The following is a 13,892-nucleotide window of genomic DNA, read 5'->3' as shown; positions in this document are numbered from 1 at the left end:
CGCATGGATGAACTCCCGATCGTCTACGTCCGCGGGTACGCGGGCCCCAGCAGCCAGATCGACGTCACGGTGGACGACCCCTTCTACGGGTTCAACGAGGGCGCGACGCATGTGCGCATCGGCGGCGACGGGGACCCGATGTTCTACCAGTTCGAGGGCCCGCTGCTGCGGCTGATGACCGAGCACGGCTACCGGTTCCTTGTGCGCGGCGATCAGAAGCGCTACCTCGAGACGGCCGCCGAACCGCTCCCGCCGGCGTCCATCTGGGTGCACCGCTACTACGACGAGGTCGCGACGACGTTCGCCGCTCCGAAGAAGCGGAACTTCCTCGAGGGCATCGTCGACGCCATCACCAGCCACGTCGACGACAACGGGTTCGACATCGAGAGAGCGGCCGCCGAGCTCTACGACCTGGTCGTCCTGGTGCTGCAGCGCACCGGCGCGCCGAAGGTGAACCTCGTCGCGCACTCGATGGGCGGGCTCGTCGCCCGCTGCATGATGCAGAAGGTCTGCGAGACTCCCGTGGACGGCACCCCACGGCGGCACGCGAAGGACATCGTGGCGAAGCTCTTCACGTACGGGACGCCGCACGGCGGCATCCAGCTCGCCCTGGGCGCCGCGAACTGGGCGATGGACGCGTTCGGCCCGGCCGGCTCCGACGTGTTCTCGCCGGCCAAGATGTACGGCTACCTCACCCCGGGGAAGACCTTCGGCGACCGGCCGCCCGCCGGCTCGGGGTGGGACCCGCAGCGGATCCCGCCGGACATCTTCGACGCGGACGACGTCTTCTGCCTCATCGGCACCGACCCGAACGACTACACGCTGACGCGCGTGGCGGTCGGCCCCAAGAGCGACGGCCTGGTGCTGATCGAGCACGCGTACGTGCGCGGCGCACACCGCGCGTACGTCTACAAGTCGCACTCGGGACGCTACGGCGAGGTGAACTCGGAGGAGGGATACCAGAACCTGTCGCGCTTCCTGTTCGGCACCTGGATGGCCGCCATCGCCTTCGCGGGGCTGCCCGGCAGCACGGAGGCGCTTGCCCCCGGCGACGCATGGCAGGCGGACATGGGGCTGTCCATCCGCGGCCTGCCGATCGTGATGTCGGAGCAGCAGGCGGCGCACTGGTGCCCGATCCAGCTCAACGAGGAGATCCTGCACGAGAAGGACACCGTGGATGCCCCGATCCCGATCGTGCGGACGTTCCTGATGAAGAAGGAGCCGCCGACGGGCGGCGCCATCGCCTCCGACGCGGACGTCCTCGTGCGCTACGCCCTGCGGCTGCGGGTGTACAAACTGACCGAGAACAACGGCGGCTTCGACTTCGCCGACCACCTGGAGCAGATCTCGGACTGGAGCGACACGCTCATCGTCGACATCGGCCCCGAGCCCGACGGCACCGGGTTCGGCGCGTGGACGGCGTGGAACAGCACGCTCCCCGGGCCGATCGATGCGACACCGCGGATGCCGGTCCGGCTCGAGCTGCACCAGCGCGACGACGGCACCCTGACGGGGACCGTTGCGCTTCCCGACGTCGCCCGCGGTCTGCCGGTGTTCGGCGAGAACGCCTCGCTCGCGGTGACGGTCGCCAGGCGCGTCCCGGTCGAGGCGGCGCCGGCCGTGGCGGGCTGAGGCCCCGCGTCTCGACTCTCGCGCGGGCGGCGCGTTCGTGCCAGGATCGACTCGACGTCGACGCGAGGGGGACAACATGCCGACGAGGGAATACGCGCACGTGGACCCGGGGGTGGCCTCGCGGCTGCCTGCGGGGCCGATCCTGATGCGGCTGCGGCGCGTGCTGCTGAGCGCCGCCGCGGCCGCCTTCGTCTACACCGCCCTGGGCAACGGCAGCAGGATGGAGTGCGTCGGCGGGGGAGACACGCAGCCCGGGACCTGCGTCGGCCTGAGCGTGCACCCGGGCTGGCCGGTGTACGCGGCGCTTGCGGTCATCCTGTTCGTCGCGATCGGCCGGGTCGCGCGGCGCGCGAGCACGACCCCGGAGGCGCTGCGCATCCTGGACAGGGCGGCGATCCTGATGATCGCGATCGTCCTGGTGTCGGTGGTCGTCGGTACGGTCTGGATGTTCCTGGTGCCGCTGGACGCGGTGCACGAGACCCGCACCGTGATCTTCCCGTTCCCGTTCCTGAGCGGGGAGGTCACGTTCACCCCGGCACCGTGAGCGCCGATGCGTCACCGACCGTGCATATCGAGACCCGCAAGGAGGCAGGCATGTCCGCAGAACCGATCCCCGTCGACCCGCCCGACCTGTTCACGAGCCCCGCGTTCGCGCAGGGGATGATCCTTCCTGCCGGCCCCGTGCTCGTCGTGGGCGGCCAGAACGGGGTGGACTCGGAGGGCGCGCTGCTCGACGGCCTGCAGGCGCAGACCGAGCAGGCCCTGCGCAACGTGCTGAGCGTGCTCGCCGCCGCCGGCTGCGGCCCGGAGCACGTGGCCAAGCTCACCATCCACCTGGACCCGTCCGTCGACCCGACCGAGGCCTACGGCGCGACGCGCACGGTGTGGGGCGACCACCGGACGGCGGTCACCGTGCTCGGCGTCGCCCCGGCGCGCCCGGGCGCCCTCGTCGAGATCGACGCCATCGCCGCGGTGCCGCAGGGCTGAGTCAGCGCGGCGGTGTGACGGCGGGCTCGCGCCGGTCGAAGCGCACCCCGGCCGGGTTCGGCGGCAGCAGCGTGAGCACCAGCACCACGATCCAGCCGACCAGCGGCACGAAGGCGAACAGCCAGAACGCGCCGCTGAAGTTCGCGTCGTGCAGGCGCCGCCACACCAGCGCGAGCGTCGGGACGATGGTGGCGAGGCCCCAGATTGACGCCACGATCGCGGCCACGACGATGCCCGCATCCAGGTGGAAGCCGCCGCCGCGCGGCCGGAGAAGCAACGACGGCACGTAGAGCGCCTCGATCGCGATGCCGACGATGGCGGAGAACAGCACCCACCACCAATACTCGCTGCGGCTTGCGCGGCCGCTGAACACCGCGTACTTGCGCCAGAACCGGACGAAGGCGGTCGCAAACGACGCGCCGTAGTAGGGGAGCTCCAGCGGGACAGCGTCCCGCGGGGATACAGCTGCAGACATGGCCGCCTCCCAGCCCGGTCCGCCGTGGACCGTGACCAGAGGATAGCGCCGGGGGCTGGTATCCGGCTCGGACCGGCTGAAGGAGTTCACCGGTCCGCTCAGGCGAACCTCCGTTTCGGCGCGGCGGGTCAGTCGCGGAACGAGAGCCTGCCGACGATGAGACCGCTGCGGGGGAGAGCGGGGAACCGGCGCAGACTCACCCGGAGATCCTGCTCCGGGACCGTGTATGCGATGCGCCGGGTCAGCCGGCGCACGCCCTCGTCCATCAGCTCCAGGGTGACGGGCTCGCCGGGGCAGCGGTGGTCCTCAGCGTAGCGACCTCCACCCTGGGGGATGAGCGTGTTCGGCTCGACCACCAGGCCGTCGAAGCGCTCGGGGTCGAACCGGCCTGGCTCGTCCCAGAGTGCGGGATGGTGGTCGGTCGCGTAGAGGTCGAGCGCCACGCGCGAGCCCTCCGGGAACGTCCGGCCGCCCCACTCCAGCTCGCGCGACGCGCGTCCGGCGACGAACGGGAAGAACGGGTAGAAGCGCCGGACCTCGTTCGAGAACCAGCGCACCTCCTCGTCGGTGCCGTTCGCGAGCCGGTCCTGCCAGGCGGGCCGCCGGTGCAGGGCGAGCGCGGCGAAGGTCAGGAACCAGGCGACCGCCACGACGGGTCGCAGGATGTTCAGGAGCTCGACCGCGGCGACCTCGAGCGAGAGCGGGTCCGGCTCGGTGTGCGCGGCCAGCACGGCGAGCGCCGACCCGTCGGGAGCGAACGGCGCGTGGCGCTGCCGGGCGACGGTGTCGGCGAGGAGCCGTTCGGCCCTGCGCCTGCGCAGCCGGGCCTCCCAGTTCAGCGGCCCGATCGTGCCCGCTCCGGCGATCATCCGCTGCAGGGCGTGCGACCGCTCGAGGTCGGCGGCGACCGCGTCGGGCAGGCCGGACCACGCGCAGACGGCGCGCAGCAGGGCGACGGAGAACAGGTCGATCAGCCGCACCTCGCCGCCGGCGGAGGCGCGCGCGGCCATCCACAGCTCCCGCCCGAACCGCTCGACGAGTCCGCTCTCCGCGCCGCCGGTGAGCAGGTCGAGGAAGACCGCCTTCCGCGTGCGGTGCGCCTGGCCCTCCAGCGACTGCACGCTGCCCTCGTCCTGCAGCAGGTGCTGGACGGAGGCGGGCATCGCGCCGGAACGGTGGAACCGGCCGCCCTCGTAGAAGAACCGGGCCGCGTCGGCCCCGCGCAGCAGCGTCAGCGGAACCCCCGCCAGGCGGGTGACCGCCACGTCAGCGCCGGCGCGCTGGAAGCGGCGCGTGCCGAACAGGTAGCCCTCGCGCGCGAACGCCAGGGTCTCATCGCGCATGCGCATCCCCTCCCGTCGTCACCCGACACCCGATCCGGCCGCGCTGCAAGGGGTTGTGCCGGCTCGGCCGCGGTCAGACCGTTTCCATGACGAAGCGGACGATCGACGAGCGCATGCCACGCGCCGCTGCCGCCCGTCAAGGCCTCGCCCGTCCGGTCGAGCGGGAGGATGCTCGAATGGTGACCTCTGCTCTCGACCAGTACATCGCGACGGCCGGGGAGTGCGGCGGCCGCATCGCACCCCTGCTCGACGCCCTCGCCGACATTCCCGGCGCCGACCTGCTCCCGCTGCCCGCCTCGGGCGGAACCGCCGAGCGGTTCAGCGGTCTTGCACGGGTGGCCGCGGCCGATGTGACGGCGGCGCGGGTGCTCGAGCCGCACGTCGATGCGCTCGCCATCCTCGCGGAGGCCGGGGAGCCCGCCCCGGCTCCGGGAAGCACCTGGGGCGTCTTCGCGGCGGAGGCGCCCGGCGCCGAGACCCGCGCCGAGAGCGCGGACGGCGGCTGGACGCTGCACGGCCGCAAGGCGTGGTGCTCGCTCGCCGGGTCGCTGTCGCACGCGCTGGTATCCGCCTCGACGGGCGACGGACGCAGGAGGCTGTTCGCCGTCGCGCTGCGGGATCGCGTCACTGTCGAGCCGTCCGGCTGGGTCGCACACGGGCTCGCGGAGGTGGAGAGCGGTCCCGTCCGGTTCGACGCCGCGCCCGCGACGCCCGTCGGCGCGGACGGCTGGTATCTGGAGCGGCCCGGGTTCCGCTGGGGAGGGATCGGGGTCGCGGCCTGCTGGCTCGGGGCGACGCTGCCGATCCTCACCGCCGTCATCGCTCGCGCGCGGTCGCGCCCCGACGACGCCATCACCGGCGCACGCGCCGGTGCGCTGCACCGGAGTGTGCACGCCGCGCGCCTGGCGCTCGACGACGCGGCACGGCGGATCGACGGGGGAGCGGAGCGCGACGGGGCCGCGCTGGCCCACACCGTGCGCGGCCTCGCCGCCGACGCGGCGGTCGAGGCGCTGGCCTGCGCGCGCGACGTGCTCGGGCCGGCGGCGCTGGCCTTCGATGCCTCGCTCGCCCGCCGCTGCGCCGACCTCGAGCTCTACGTGTCGCAGTACCATCGCGGACGCGACGACGCGTCCCTGGCCCGGCACCTGGGTGAGGTGGAGGCGGCGTGGTGACGTTCGATCCGCTCGTGGCCGAGACCTCCGCGTCGGAGTGGGAGCGTTCGGTGCGCGAGGCGGGCGTTCCCGTGCTGTCCGCGGCGGAGCTCGCGGGGTACGAGTCCGTCGTCGTCTTCTCGGCGCATCCCGACGACGAGACACTCGGCGCGGGCGGTCTGCTCGCCGCCTTCGCCGCGCTCGACCGGCCTGTGTCGGTGATCGTCGCGACCTGCAGCGAGCCCGAGCGCGAGGCGGAGCTCGGCGACGCGCTCGTGGCGCTCGGCGTCCACGCGGACGTGACCTGGCTGGGGCTGCCCGACGGCGGTCTGAAGCACCACGAGGACGAACTGGAGGCCGCGGTGGAGGCGGCGCTGGCCGGGGGAGGCGGCGGCCGGCGGCTCGTCCTCGCCCCGTGGCCGGGCGACCGGCACGGCGACCATCGCACGCTCGGCAGGGCCGTCGCCCGGCGGAGCACGGAGCGTGGCGACCGCGTCCTGCTGTACCCGATCTGGCTGTGGCAGTGGGGGAGCCCGGCGGACCTGCCGTGGGAGCGGGCGATCGCCTTCGACGCGGGCGCCGGGGAGCGAGCGCGAGTGGAGGCGGCGCTCGCCGCGTTCGCCTCGCAACGGCACTCGCCGACGAACCCGGACGGCGTGCTCTCCCCGGAGCTGCTCCGGCGCGCGGCCGACGGCCCCGGAATCCTCGTCGAGCCGGTCGCCGGCCGCCTCGCCGACCCCATCAGTGACCACTTCGAGCGGCTGCACCGGGAGGCGGACGACCCCTGGGGAGCACGGACCCGCTGGTACGAGCGCCGCAAGCGCACGCTGCTCGTGGCGTCCCTCCCGCGGGAGAGCTACGGGAACGCCCTGGAGCTCGGGTGCTCGAACGGCGAGACGACCGCGGCGCTCGCCGAGCGCTGCGACGTCCTGCTCGGCGTGGACGCCGCCGCCTCCGCCGTCGCACTCGCGCGCGCCCGCACCGCCGGGATGGCCGGCGTCACGGTCGAGCGGATGCGCGTGCCGGCGCAGTGGCCTCCCGGGCGCTTCGACTTGGTCGTCGTCTCCGAGCTCGCCTACTACCTCGCGCGCGACCAGTGGGCGGAGTGCATCGAGCGCATCGTCGGGGCGCTCGCCCCCGGCGGCGAGGTGGTGCTCTGCCACTGGACCGGTTCCGCGGACGACTTCGCGCAGTCCGGGGCGGAGGCCCATGCCGCGTTCGCCGGGCTCTCCGGGCTCCAGCGCCGGGTGCGGCACGCGGAGGACGCATTCGTGCTGGAGGTGTTCGGGTGAGCGTGCGGCACATCCTGATCGCGGTCCCGGCGCGGGACGAGGAGCTCACGCTGGGCGCCTGCGTGCGCTCGCTCGCGCGCGCCCGGGCCCTCGTCGACGTGCCGTCCACGGTCGTCGTGGTGCTGGACTCGTGCACCGACGACTCGGCCGGGGTCCTCAGGCGGTTCCCGGACGTCCTTGTCCTGGAGCGCGAGCACGGCAACGTCGGGCGGAGCCGCGCCGACGCCGTCGCCGCCGGGCTCGCCGCGATCCGGATTCCGGAGGTTCGTCAGGAGGAGATCTGGCTCGCGTTCACGGACGCCGACGGCACCGTCCCGCCCGGCTGGTTGCGCGAGCACCTGACAGCGGAGCGCGCCGCGGACGCGTACGTCGGCGCGGTCGTCCCCCGGCTCGCGGACCTGGACGCGTCGCGCCGGCACGCCTGGCACCGCAGCCACGGTCCGGGCGCGACGGTCGGGCACGTGCACGGCGCCAACCTCGGGGTGCGGGCGAGCGCATACACCGCGGTCGGCGGGTTCCCGCCGCTTCCCGTCGGGGAGGATGTGGAGCTGGTCGCGCGGCTGCGGGCGGACGGGTTCCGGGTCGTCGCGGACGACGCCGAACCCGTGCGCACCTCGAGCCGCCTCATCGGGCGGGCGCCGGACGGCTACGCCCGCTACCTGCGCGACCTCACCGCGTGAGCGCCGCCCGTTCCGGAGTTCTTCCCGCGCCCACCCGGCGTGTCGCGGGAAGAACTCCGGAGCGGATGGCGGCGCTCACTCGATGACGGGGCTCACTGGGCGGAGGGGGTGCGGTTCTCCGCGCTGACCATCCAGGCCAGCTGCTCGAACCGCTCGATGATCGCGTGCAGCAGGTCGGCCGAGGTCGGGTCCTCCTCGTCAACGTCGTCGTGCACCGACCGCATGGTGCGAACGACGCTCTCGAGGCGGTTGGTGATCAGGTCGACCGCTGCCGCGGTGTCGATCTCGCCGTTCGGGAACTCCTCCAGCGAGGTCTGCTCGGACACCGTGCGGGAGCGCCCGTCCGGAGTCGCGTGCAGCGCGCGCAGCCGCTCGGCGACGTCGTCGCTGAACTCGCGGGCCGCCTCGACGATCTCGTCGAGTTGCAGGTGCAGGTCGCGGAAGTTGCGGCCGACGATGTTCCAGTGCGCCTGCTTTCCCTGCAGGTGCAGCTCGATCAGGTCCACGTGAACCCGCTGCAGGTCGCCGGCGAGCGAGGCGGAGGCGACGAAGCCGCCCTCCGCGTTCTCGCGACGGGTGGAGTGCTCGCCGGCGCTCGCTCCCTTCGGAGAGCTCGTCCGCGGCGCGGACACCTTCGCCGACGTGCTCTTCGTTCCGGACTTCGTGCGCGCAGTGGCCATGGTGGTTCCTCCTTCTGATGGATGGTTCGGCGAGGACGGTAGACCGGGGTGCGCGGTCCGGCAACCGGGTTGACGAGCCGGGGCTGGTGCCGGCGCGGCGAGCGGCGCAGACTCGTCGGTGACCGGAGGGAGACGAGATGGGTTCGATCGTTGTGCAGACCTTCCTGACACTCGACGGGGTCGCGCAGGCGCCGGGCGCCAGCGACGAGGACCGCGAGGGCGGTTTCCCGCACGGCGGCTGGCAGCTGGGCTTCGATGATCAGGAGACGGTTCCGGAGTGGGAGAAGCGCTCAACGGCGCTGCTGCTCGGCCGGAGGACGTACGAGATCTTCGCGAACGCGTGGGGCGTGTGGCCGGAGGATGCGCCCGGGTTCCAGGGTGAGCTGACCCGGCTCTACAACCGCATCCCGAAGTACGTCGCGTCGAACACACTGACGGAGGTCGGCTGGCAGAACTCGTACCTGCTCGGGCCGGACGTGCCGGGCGCGGTGCGCCGGCTGCGCGAGGAGACCGAGGGCGAGATCCGGGTGTGGGGGAGCACGTCGCTGATCCGGACGCTCGCCGAGCACGACCTCATCGACGAGTACCGGCTCATGGTCTTCCCGCTGGTGCTCGGGACGGGTAAGAAGCTGTTCGGGGACGGCTTCCCGGTCTCGCGCCTGACCCTGATCGAGAGCCACACCGTCCCCGCCGGAATCGTCATCAGCACCTACCGCCGGACGGAGGCATCGTGAGCACGCTCGTCGGACGGGAGGGGACGGCGCTGCTGGTGATCGACGTGCAGAACGGCGTGATCGGCGGTGCGCACCGACGCGACGAGGTCGTCGCGAACATCCGCGGTCTCGTCGACCGAGCGCGGGCCGAGGGAACCCCGGTCGTCTGGGTGCAGCACTCGGACGAGCATGTCGAGCGCGGCAGCGACGACTGGCGGTTCGTCGACGAACTCGTCCGCGACGACGCGGAGCCGCTGGTGGAGAAGCACTACCCGGACGCGTTCGAGGGCACCGGACTCGAGGATGTCCTCGCCGGGGCGGGCGTGAGCCGCATCGTCGTGACGGGCTCGCAGACCGACGAGTGCATCCGTTCGACCATCCACGGCGGCTTCACGCGCGGCTACGACGTGACGCTGGTCGAGGACGCGCACACCACCGAGGACCTCAGCGAGTGGGGCGCACCGCCGCCGGAACTGGTGGTCGCCCACACCAACATGTACTGGTCGGGCCACACCGGCCCCGGCCGCACGGCCGACATCGCGCCCGCGGCCACCGTGCCCCTGCGCTGAGGCGGCCCTGCTCCGCTCGAGCGCGAATGCGTCACGGCCGGGATGCGGGGGAGTCGGATGCGGCGGTGTCGGATGCGGCGTGGCGAGCGTACCGGAACGGGGACAGCGCGAGGATGGCCGTCGCAACGACCAGGCCGGCGACGGCGATCCACACGGCCGCCTGGTAGCCGAGTGCTGTGGCGAGCACACCGCCGAGCGGTGCGCCCACGACGATCATCGCGCGGTTCACCGAGCGGATGGTGGTGTTCGTGCGCGCCTGCAACTCGTCCGGCGTGAGCGCCTGGCGGTAGGCCATCTCGTTCGAGTTGCTGAGGCCGAGCCCCAGCCCGTAGAGGAGCTGCCCGCAGCAGAGCAGGCCGGCCGCGAGCCACCCGGACACCCCGGACGGGACCGCCGCGACGACCGCCCAGCCGAGACCCATGACAAGGTTGCTGGCGATGACTGCGCGCCCGGCCCCCCAGCGCCGTCCGATGCGCGGCGCCACCGAACTCCCGATCAGGCCGGCGACCCCCGCCCCGGCGAGTGCGACGCCCAGCTGGAAGGCGTCCAGTCCGAGCTCGATCAGGGCGAAGGAGACGAACGCCGTGCCGAACACGGCATTGAACAGGAACCAGAGGTGCGTCCCGACCGCCATCGGACCGAGCGTGCGATGCCGGTACACCCACCGGAGCCCCTCCGCGATCTCGTGGCCGAGGCGCGCGCCGGCCAGCGGGCGCGACGGCGGCTCATCGAGACGGATCCGCGCGATCGCGACCGCCGAGAACAGGTAACTGAGCGCATCCACGACAACGGCGGTCGCAGCTCCCAGCAGGGACACGAGCGCACCGGCCACCAGCGGACCCGTCGTCTGCGCGACGGCGTCGCTCTGGTCGGTCCTGGCGTGGGCGGGCAGCAGCGCCGTGCGCGGGACGATGCGGGGCAGCAGCGCCTGGGACGCCGCATCCCCGGTCAGCGACAGCAGGCCGACGAGGGCTACCAGCACCAGGAGCAGTGGGATGCCGAGCCAACCGATCCAGCCGAGGACCGCGATCGCAGCGAGCAGCAGGAACCGGCCGAGGTCGCTGCCCACCACGATGGGCCGGCGGCGCCTCCGGTCGACCAGCGCCCCGACCACCAGGCCGAGCACCAGATACGGCGCCCAGCGCGCCGCGCTCACCAGCCCGACGTCCGTCGCGGAACCGTCCAACGCCACCACGAGCACCTGCAGTGCGAGCGAGGTGACGTACGAGCCGAACGCGGAGACCGTGTACGCGCTCCAGTAGGACGCGAAGCCGGGCACGCGGAAGACCCCGGATCGTTCCCCGCCGGTCGCCGACATCCGCGTCCCTCCCCGGTTCAGGCTATCCGCCGAGGGGCACGTCGTTGTCACTTTTCGGCCCCGAAAGGGACAACAACGTGCCCCTCGTCACCAGATCAGGGGCGCGGCGGGCAGGACCGGTAGACGTGGGCAGGGTCCGACGACGCGACGAGGTCGTGGTCGCGCAGGATCATCGCGGAGGGGCGGTCGTCGCTCGCGCACGCGGCCCCGAACCGCGCGGCGCCGAGCTCGTCCGTGTACTCGATGTCCAGAACGACCGGATACACGGACGTGTACGCGTCGCATTCCTGGTACGCGAAGCAGGACTCCGTCACCGCGAAGTCGTAGCCGGCCTTCGCCAGCCGGCGCGTCTGGTCGGCGGTGTTCTTCTGCGCGATCGCGAGTCCCGCGCCGTGGGCGATGCGCGCGTAGTCCGCCGCGAGCGCCAGGTTGTCGTCCACGGTCAGGGCGTCGTGCGAGCGCGTGTACGAGTCGAGGTTGTCGATCTCCACCGCGTCGAAGCCGTCGCGCGCGCAGCCCTCGATCCATTCGCCGACCGTCGCCGCGATGGCGGCGCGTTTGGCCCGGGTGGAGGTGTCGAACAGGTACTCGTCCGGCCAGCCCGGATCCGCCAGCGGCTTCCCGCCCGCCCGCAGCACGAGGTCGGGGTGCCGCTTCGCGAACGCGGCGGAGGCGTCCGGCTGGGTCTGGAAGCCGTTCACGTAGCAGATGTCGTACCCGGCGCCGGCGGGAGGCGCGGTCCGGTCGCGCTCCACGACCGTCACGCCCTCCGGCGGGGACGAAGGGCCGCCGAGCTGGTAGTCGAAGCCGGCGTCCGGATCGGGAAGCGTGGCGGCGGGCGACGACGCGGCCCCATCCGCCGGAGCGGAGGGTCGTGCCGCGCATCCGCCGATCACGGCCGCCACCAGAGCGCACGCCGCGACCGCACCCGCCCAGACCGCACCCTTCCGCACCGCTTCAGCCTAACGAGCGACCGCCGCAGCGCTCTTCTCCGGGCTGAGGTCCAGACGGCGTAGCAACTGCGCGTTCAAGGCGACGACCACGGTGGACAGCGACATCAGGATGGCCCCCACCGACATCGGCAGCACGAACCCGATCGGCGCGAGCACACCGGCCGCCAGCGGCACCGAGAGCAGGTTGTAGCCGGCCGCCCACCACAGGTTCTGCTTCATCTTGCGATAGGTCGCCCGGGACAGCTCGATCACCGACAGCACGCTGCGCGGGTCCGAGCTCGCAAGGATGACCCCGGCCGAGGCGATGGCGACGTCGGTGCCCGCGCCGATCGCGATGCCGACGTCCGCCTGCGCGAGCGCCGGCGCGTCGTTCACGCCGTCGCCCACCATCGCGACCTTCCTGCCCTCCTTCTGCAGCTCCGCCACCGTCTGGGACTTGTCCTCCGGACGGACCCCGGCATACACGCGGTCGATGCCGAGCTCGGCGCCGACCGCGTTGGCGACCGCCTCGGCGTCGCCGGTGATCATCACGACCTGCACGCCGAGCGCGTGCAGCGCATCCACCGCCTGCCGCGACTCCGGCCGCACCGCGTCGGCCAGTCGCAGCGCGCCGATCACCGCGCCGTCGCGGACGACGTGCAGGATGATCGAGCCGTCGCTGCGCCACTCCTCGGCGTGCGGCAGCTCCTCGCCGCCGACCTCCTCGAGCAGCCGGGGGCCGCCGACGCGGATCTCTGCGCCGTCCACGGTCGCGGTCACACCGACCGCGGGTGCGGAGCCGAATCCGGTCGCCCGCGCGACCGGAAGCGACTTCTCGCGGGCGGCCCGCACGATCGCCTTCGCGAGCGGGTGCTCGCTGTCCGCCTCCGCGGCCGCGGCGAGCGCGAGCACGCCGTCCGCATCCATCCCGCCCGCCGCCTGGACCTCGGTCACCGTCGGCTCGCCGGTCGTGAGCGTTCCGGTCTTGTCGAAGAGCACCGTGTCGACCGTGCGCATACTCTCCAACGCCAGCCGGTCCTTCACGAGCACGCCGCCGCGGGCCGCGCGTTCCGTCGCGATCGAGACGACGAGCGGGATGGCGAGGCCGAGCGCGTGCGGGCAGGCGATCACGAGCACGGTGATCGTGCGGACGACCGCGTCGTCCGGGCTGCCGACCAGCGTCCAGACGACCGCGGTGATCGCCGCTGCCCCGAGCGCGAACCAGAACAGCAGGGCGGCGGCGCGGTCGGCGATCCGCTGGGCGCGGGACGACGAGTTCTGCGCCTCCGCCACCAGGCGCTGGATGCCGGCGAGCGCCGTGTCGTCTCCGGTTGCGGTGACCTCCACCCGGATGCCGGAGTCGGTCGCCACCGTGCCCGCCGTGACCGGGTCGCCCTCGCCGCGGGACACGGAGCGCGACTCCCCGGTGACCATCGACTCGTCCATGTCGGCGCGGCCGCTCACGATCCTGCCGTCGGCGGGGATGCTGCCGCCCGGGCGCACGAGCACCACGTCACCGACGCGCAGGTCGGCGGGGGAGACCGGGACGACCTCGTCGCCCTCCACGCGCTCCGCCTCGTCCGGCAGCAGCGCGGCGAGCGAGTCGAGCGCGGAGCTGGTCTGCGCCAGCGACCGCATCTCGATCCAGTGGCCGAGCAGCATGATCACGATCAGCAGCGCGAGCTCCCACCAGAACTCGAGCTCGTGGTCCAGCAGGCCGAGCGTCGCCCCCCACGAGGCGAGGAACGCCACCGTGATCGCCAGGCCGATCAGGAGCATCATGCCGGGCTTCCGCGTCCGCAGCTCGCTGACCGCGCCGGTGAGGAACGGCCAGCCGCCCCAGACGTACATCACGGTGCCGAGCACGGGCGCGATCCAGCCCGCCCAGCCGGGCACGGTGTAGCCGAGGATCATCGCGAACATCCCCGACGTGGCGACGACGGGCACGGCGATGACGAGGTTGATCCAGAACAGCCGCCGGAACTGGCCGACGTGGTCGCCGTGGCCGCCGTGCATGTCGTGGCCGCCGTGCATGTCGTGGCCGGCGTGCGCGTCGTGCCCGGCGTGCATCTCGTGCCCGGCGTGCGCGTCGTGCCCGGCGTGCATGTCGTGCGCGTCGT

Annotated in this window: 14 protein-coding genes; 8 read left to right on the top strand and 6 right to left on the bottom strand. The window is 72.9% G+C overall.

What is annotated here, in order from left to right:
- The first annotated feature begins 3 nt into the window (after positions 1 to 3).
- The 3 genes from AAME72_RS16890 (at position 4) to AAME72_RS16880 (ending at position 2,619) form a co-directional block, all read left to right on the top strand.
- Positions 4 to 1,632 carry a hypothetical protein gene (locus tag AAME72_RS16890; protein WP_348787694.1) on the top strand — a complete coding sequence of 543 codons (1,629 nt, stop codon included), beginning with the start codon at positions 4 to 6 and terminating at the stop codon, positions 1,630 to 1,632.
- A gap of 76 nt (positions 1,633 to 1,708) precedes the next feature.
- The gene (locus AAME72_RS16885; protein WP_348787693.1) at positions 1,709 to 2,176 is read left to right on the top strand and encodes a hypothetical protein; all 468 of its coding nucleotides are present in this window, start codon (positions 1,709 to 1,711) and stop codon (positions 2,174 to 2,176) included.
- Positions 2,177 to 2,226: 50 nt separating this feature from the next.
- Complete coding sequence (locus tag AAME72_RS16880; protein ID WP_348787692.1) at positions 2,227 to 2,619, top strand: RidA family protein; 393 nt, start codon at positions 2,227 to 2,229, stop codon at positions 2,617 to 2,619.
- 1 nt (position 2,620) lies between these two features.
- Here the strand turns inward: AAME72_RS16880 and AAME72_RS16875 are convergent, their stop codons facing one another.
- Together AAME72_RS16875 and AAME72_RS16870 are read right to left on the bottom strand one after the other, a co-directional pair.
- Complete coding sequence (locus tag AAME72_RS16875) at positions 2,621 to 3,094, bottom strand: DUF805 domain-containing protein (RefSeq protein WP_348787691.1); 474 nt, start codon at positions 3,092 to 3,094, stop codon at positions 2,621 to 2,623.
- Positions 3,095 to 3,222: 128 nt separating this feature from the next.
- Positions 3,223 to 4,437 (bottom strand): cytochrome P450, encoded by a 1,215-nt coding sequence (locus tag AAME72_RS16870; protein WP_348787690.1) that lies wholly within the window; start codon positions 4,435 to 4,437, stop codon positions 3,223 to 3,225.
- 86 nt (positions 4,438 to 4,523) lie between these two features.
- On the opposite strand from AAME72_RS16870, the gene AAME72_RS16865 reads away from it, so the two are divergent.
- Genes AAME72_RS16865 through AAME72_RS16855 form a run of 3 tightly spaced genes read left to right on the top strand, consistent with a single transcriptional unit; the run spans position 4,524 to position 7,560 of the window.
- On the top strand, positions 4,524 to 5,609 hold the full coding sequence (locus tag AAME72_RS16865; protein ID WP_348787689.1) for an acyl-CoA dehydrogenase family protein: 1,086 nt from the start codon (positions 4,524 to 4,526) through the stop codon (positions 5,607 to 5,609).
- Positions 5,606 to 6,880, top strand: a complete 1,275-nt coding sequence (locus tag AAME72_RS16860; RefSeq protein WP_348787688.1) for a PIG-L family deacetylase — start codon at positions 5,606 to 5,608, stop codon at positions 6,878 to 6,880. The genes AAME72_RS16865 and AAME72_RS16860 overlap by 4 nt, the downstream gene beginning before the upstream one ends.
- A complete protein-coding gene (locus tag AAME72_RS16855) occupies positions 6,877 to 7,560 on the top strand; it encodes a glycosyltransferase (protein WP_348787687.1) in 684 nt (227 codons plus the stop codon). The genes AAME72_RS16860 and AAME72_RS16855 overlap by 4 nt, the downstream gene beginning before the upstream one ends.
- A gap of 92 nt (positions 7,561 to 7,652) precedes the next feature.
- On the opposite strand, the gene AAME72_RS16850 is transcribed toward AAME72_RS16855, so the two are convergent.
- Entirely contained in the window at positions 7,653 to 8,240 is a 588-nt protein-coding gene (locus AAME72_RS16850) for a DNA starvation/stationary phase protection protein (protein ID WP_348787686.1), read from the bottom strand.
- A 137-nt stretch (positions 8,241 to 8,377) separates the two neighbouring features.
- Between AAME72_RS16850 and AAME72_RS16845 the strand changes: the two genes are divergently transcribed.
- Both AAME72_RS16845 and AAME72_RS16840 read left to right on the top strand, forming a co-directional pair.
- Positions 8,378 to 8,974 (top strand): dihydrofolate reductase family protein, encoded by a 597-nt coding sequence (locus AAME72_RS16845; protein WP_348787685.1) that lies wholly within the window; start codon positions 8,378 to 8,380, stop codon positions 8,972 to 8,974.
- Positions 8,971 to 9,522, top strand: coding sequence for an isochorismatase family protein (locus AAME72_RS16840; protein WP_348787684.1), 552 nt, complete (start codon positions 8,971 to 8,973; stop codon positions 9,520 to 9,522). Before AAME72_RS16845 ends, AAME72_RS16840 begins: the two co-directional genes overlap by 4 nt.
- Positions 9,523 to 9,553: 31 nt before the next feature.
- Here the strand turns inward: AAME72_RS16840 and AAME72_RS16835 are convergent, their stop codons facing one another.
- From AAME72_RS16835 to AAME72_RS16825, 3 genes are all read right to left on the bottom strand, one after another.
- Positions 9,554 to 10,840: an MFS transporter gene (locus AAME72_RS16835; protein WP_348787683.1), complete on the bottom strand. Its 1,287-nt coding sequence runs from the start codon at positions 10,838 to 10,840 to the stop codon at positions 9,554 to 9,556.
- A 95-nt stretch (positions 10,841 to 10,935) separates the two neighbouring features.
- Positions 10,936 to 11,793 (bottom strand): endo alpha-1,4 polygalactosaminidase, encoded by an 858-nt coding sequence (locus tag AAME72_RS16830; protein WP_348787682.1) that lies wholly within the window; start codon positions 11,791 to 11,793, stop codon positions 10,936 to 10,938.
- 9 nt (positions 11,794 to 11,802) lie between these two features.
- Positions 11,803 to 13,842 (bottom strand): heavy metal translocating P-type ATPase, encoded by a 2,040-nt coding sequence (locus AAME72_RS16825; RefSeq protein ID WP_348790165.1) that lies wholly within the window; start codon positions 13,840 to 13,842, stop codon positions 11,803 to 11,805.
- Positions 13,843 to 13,892: the final 50 nt, after the last annotated feature.

It is taken from the genome of Leifsonia sp. NPDC080035 (assembly GCF_040050925.1).
GTDB lineage: Bacteria > Actinomycetota > Actinomycetes > Actinomycetales > Microbacteriaceae > Leifsonia.
This window is presented reverse-complemented; position numbering and strand designations above follow the sequence as displayed.

Excerpts from the sequence above, each read along its gene's own strand:
- AAME72_RS16890 (WP_348787694.1), top strand. The coding sequence starts at position 4 with ATGGATGAACTCCCGATCGTCTACGTCCGCGGGTACGCGGGCCCCAGC.
- AAME72_RS16885 (WP_348787693.1), top strand. The coding sequence starts at position 1,709 with ATGCCGACGAGGGAATACGCGCACGTGGACCCGGGGGTGGCCTCGCGG.
- AAME72_RS16880 (WP_348787692.1), top strand. The coding sequence starts at position 2,227 with ATGTCCGCAGAACCGATCCCCGTCGACCCGCCCGACCTGTTCACGAGC.
- AAME72_RS16875 (WP_348787691.1), bottom strand. The coding sequence starts at position 3,094 with ATGTCTGCAGCTGTATCCCCGCGGGACGCTGTCCCGCTGGAGCTCCCC.
- AAME72_RS16870 (WP_348787690.1), bottom strand. The coding sequence starts at position 4,437 with ATGCGCGATGAGACCCTGGCGTTCGCGCGCGAGGGCTACCTGTTCGGC.
- AAME72_RS16865 (WP_348787689.1), top strand. The coding sequence starts at position 4,524 with ATGACGAAGCGGACGATCGACGAGCGCATGCCACGCGCCGCTGCCGCC.
- AAME72_RS16850 (WP_348787686.1), bottom strand. The coding sequence starts at position 8,240 with ATGGCCACTGCGCGCACGAAGTCCGGAACGAAGAGCACGTCGGCGAAG.
- AAME72_RS16845 (WP_348787685.1), top strand. The coding sequence starts at position 8,378 with ATGGGTTCGATCGTTGTGCAGACCTTCCTGACACTCGACGGGGTCGCG.
- AAME72_RS16835 (WP_348787683.1), bottom strand. The coding sequence starts at position 10,840 with ATGTCGGCGACCGGCGGGGAACGATCCGGGGTCTTCCGCGTGCCCGGC.
- AAME72_RS16825 (WP_348790165.1), bottom strand. The coding sequence starts at position 13,842 with ATGCACGCCGGGCACGACGCGCACGCCGGCCACGACATGCACGGCGGC.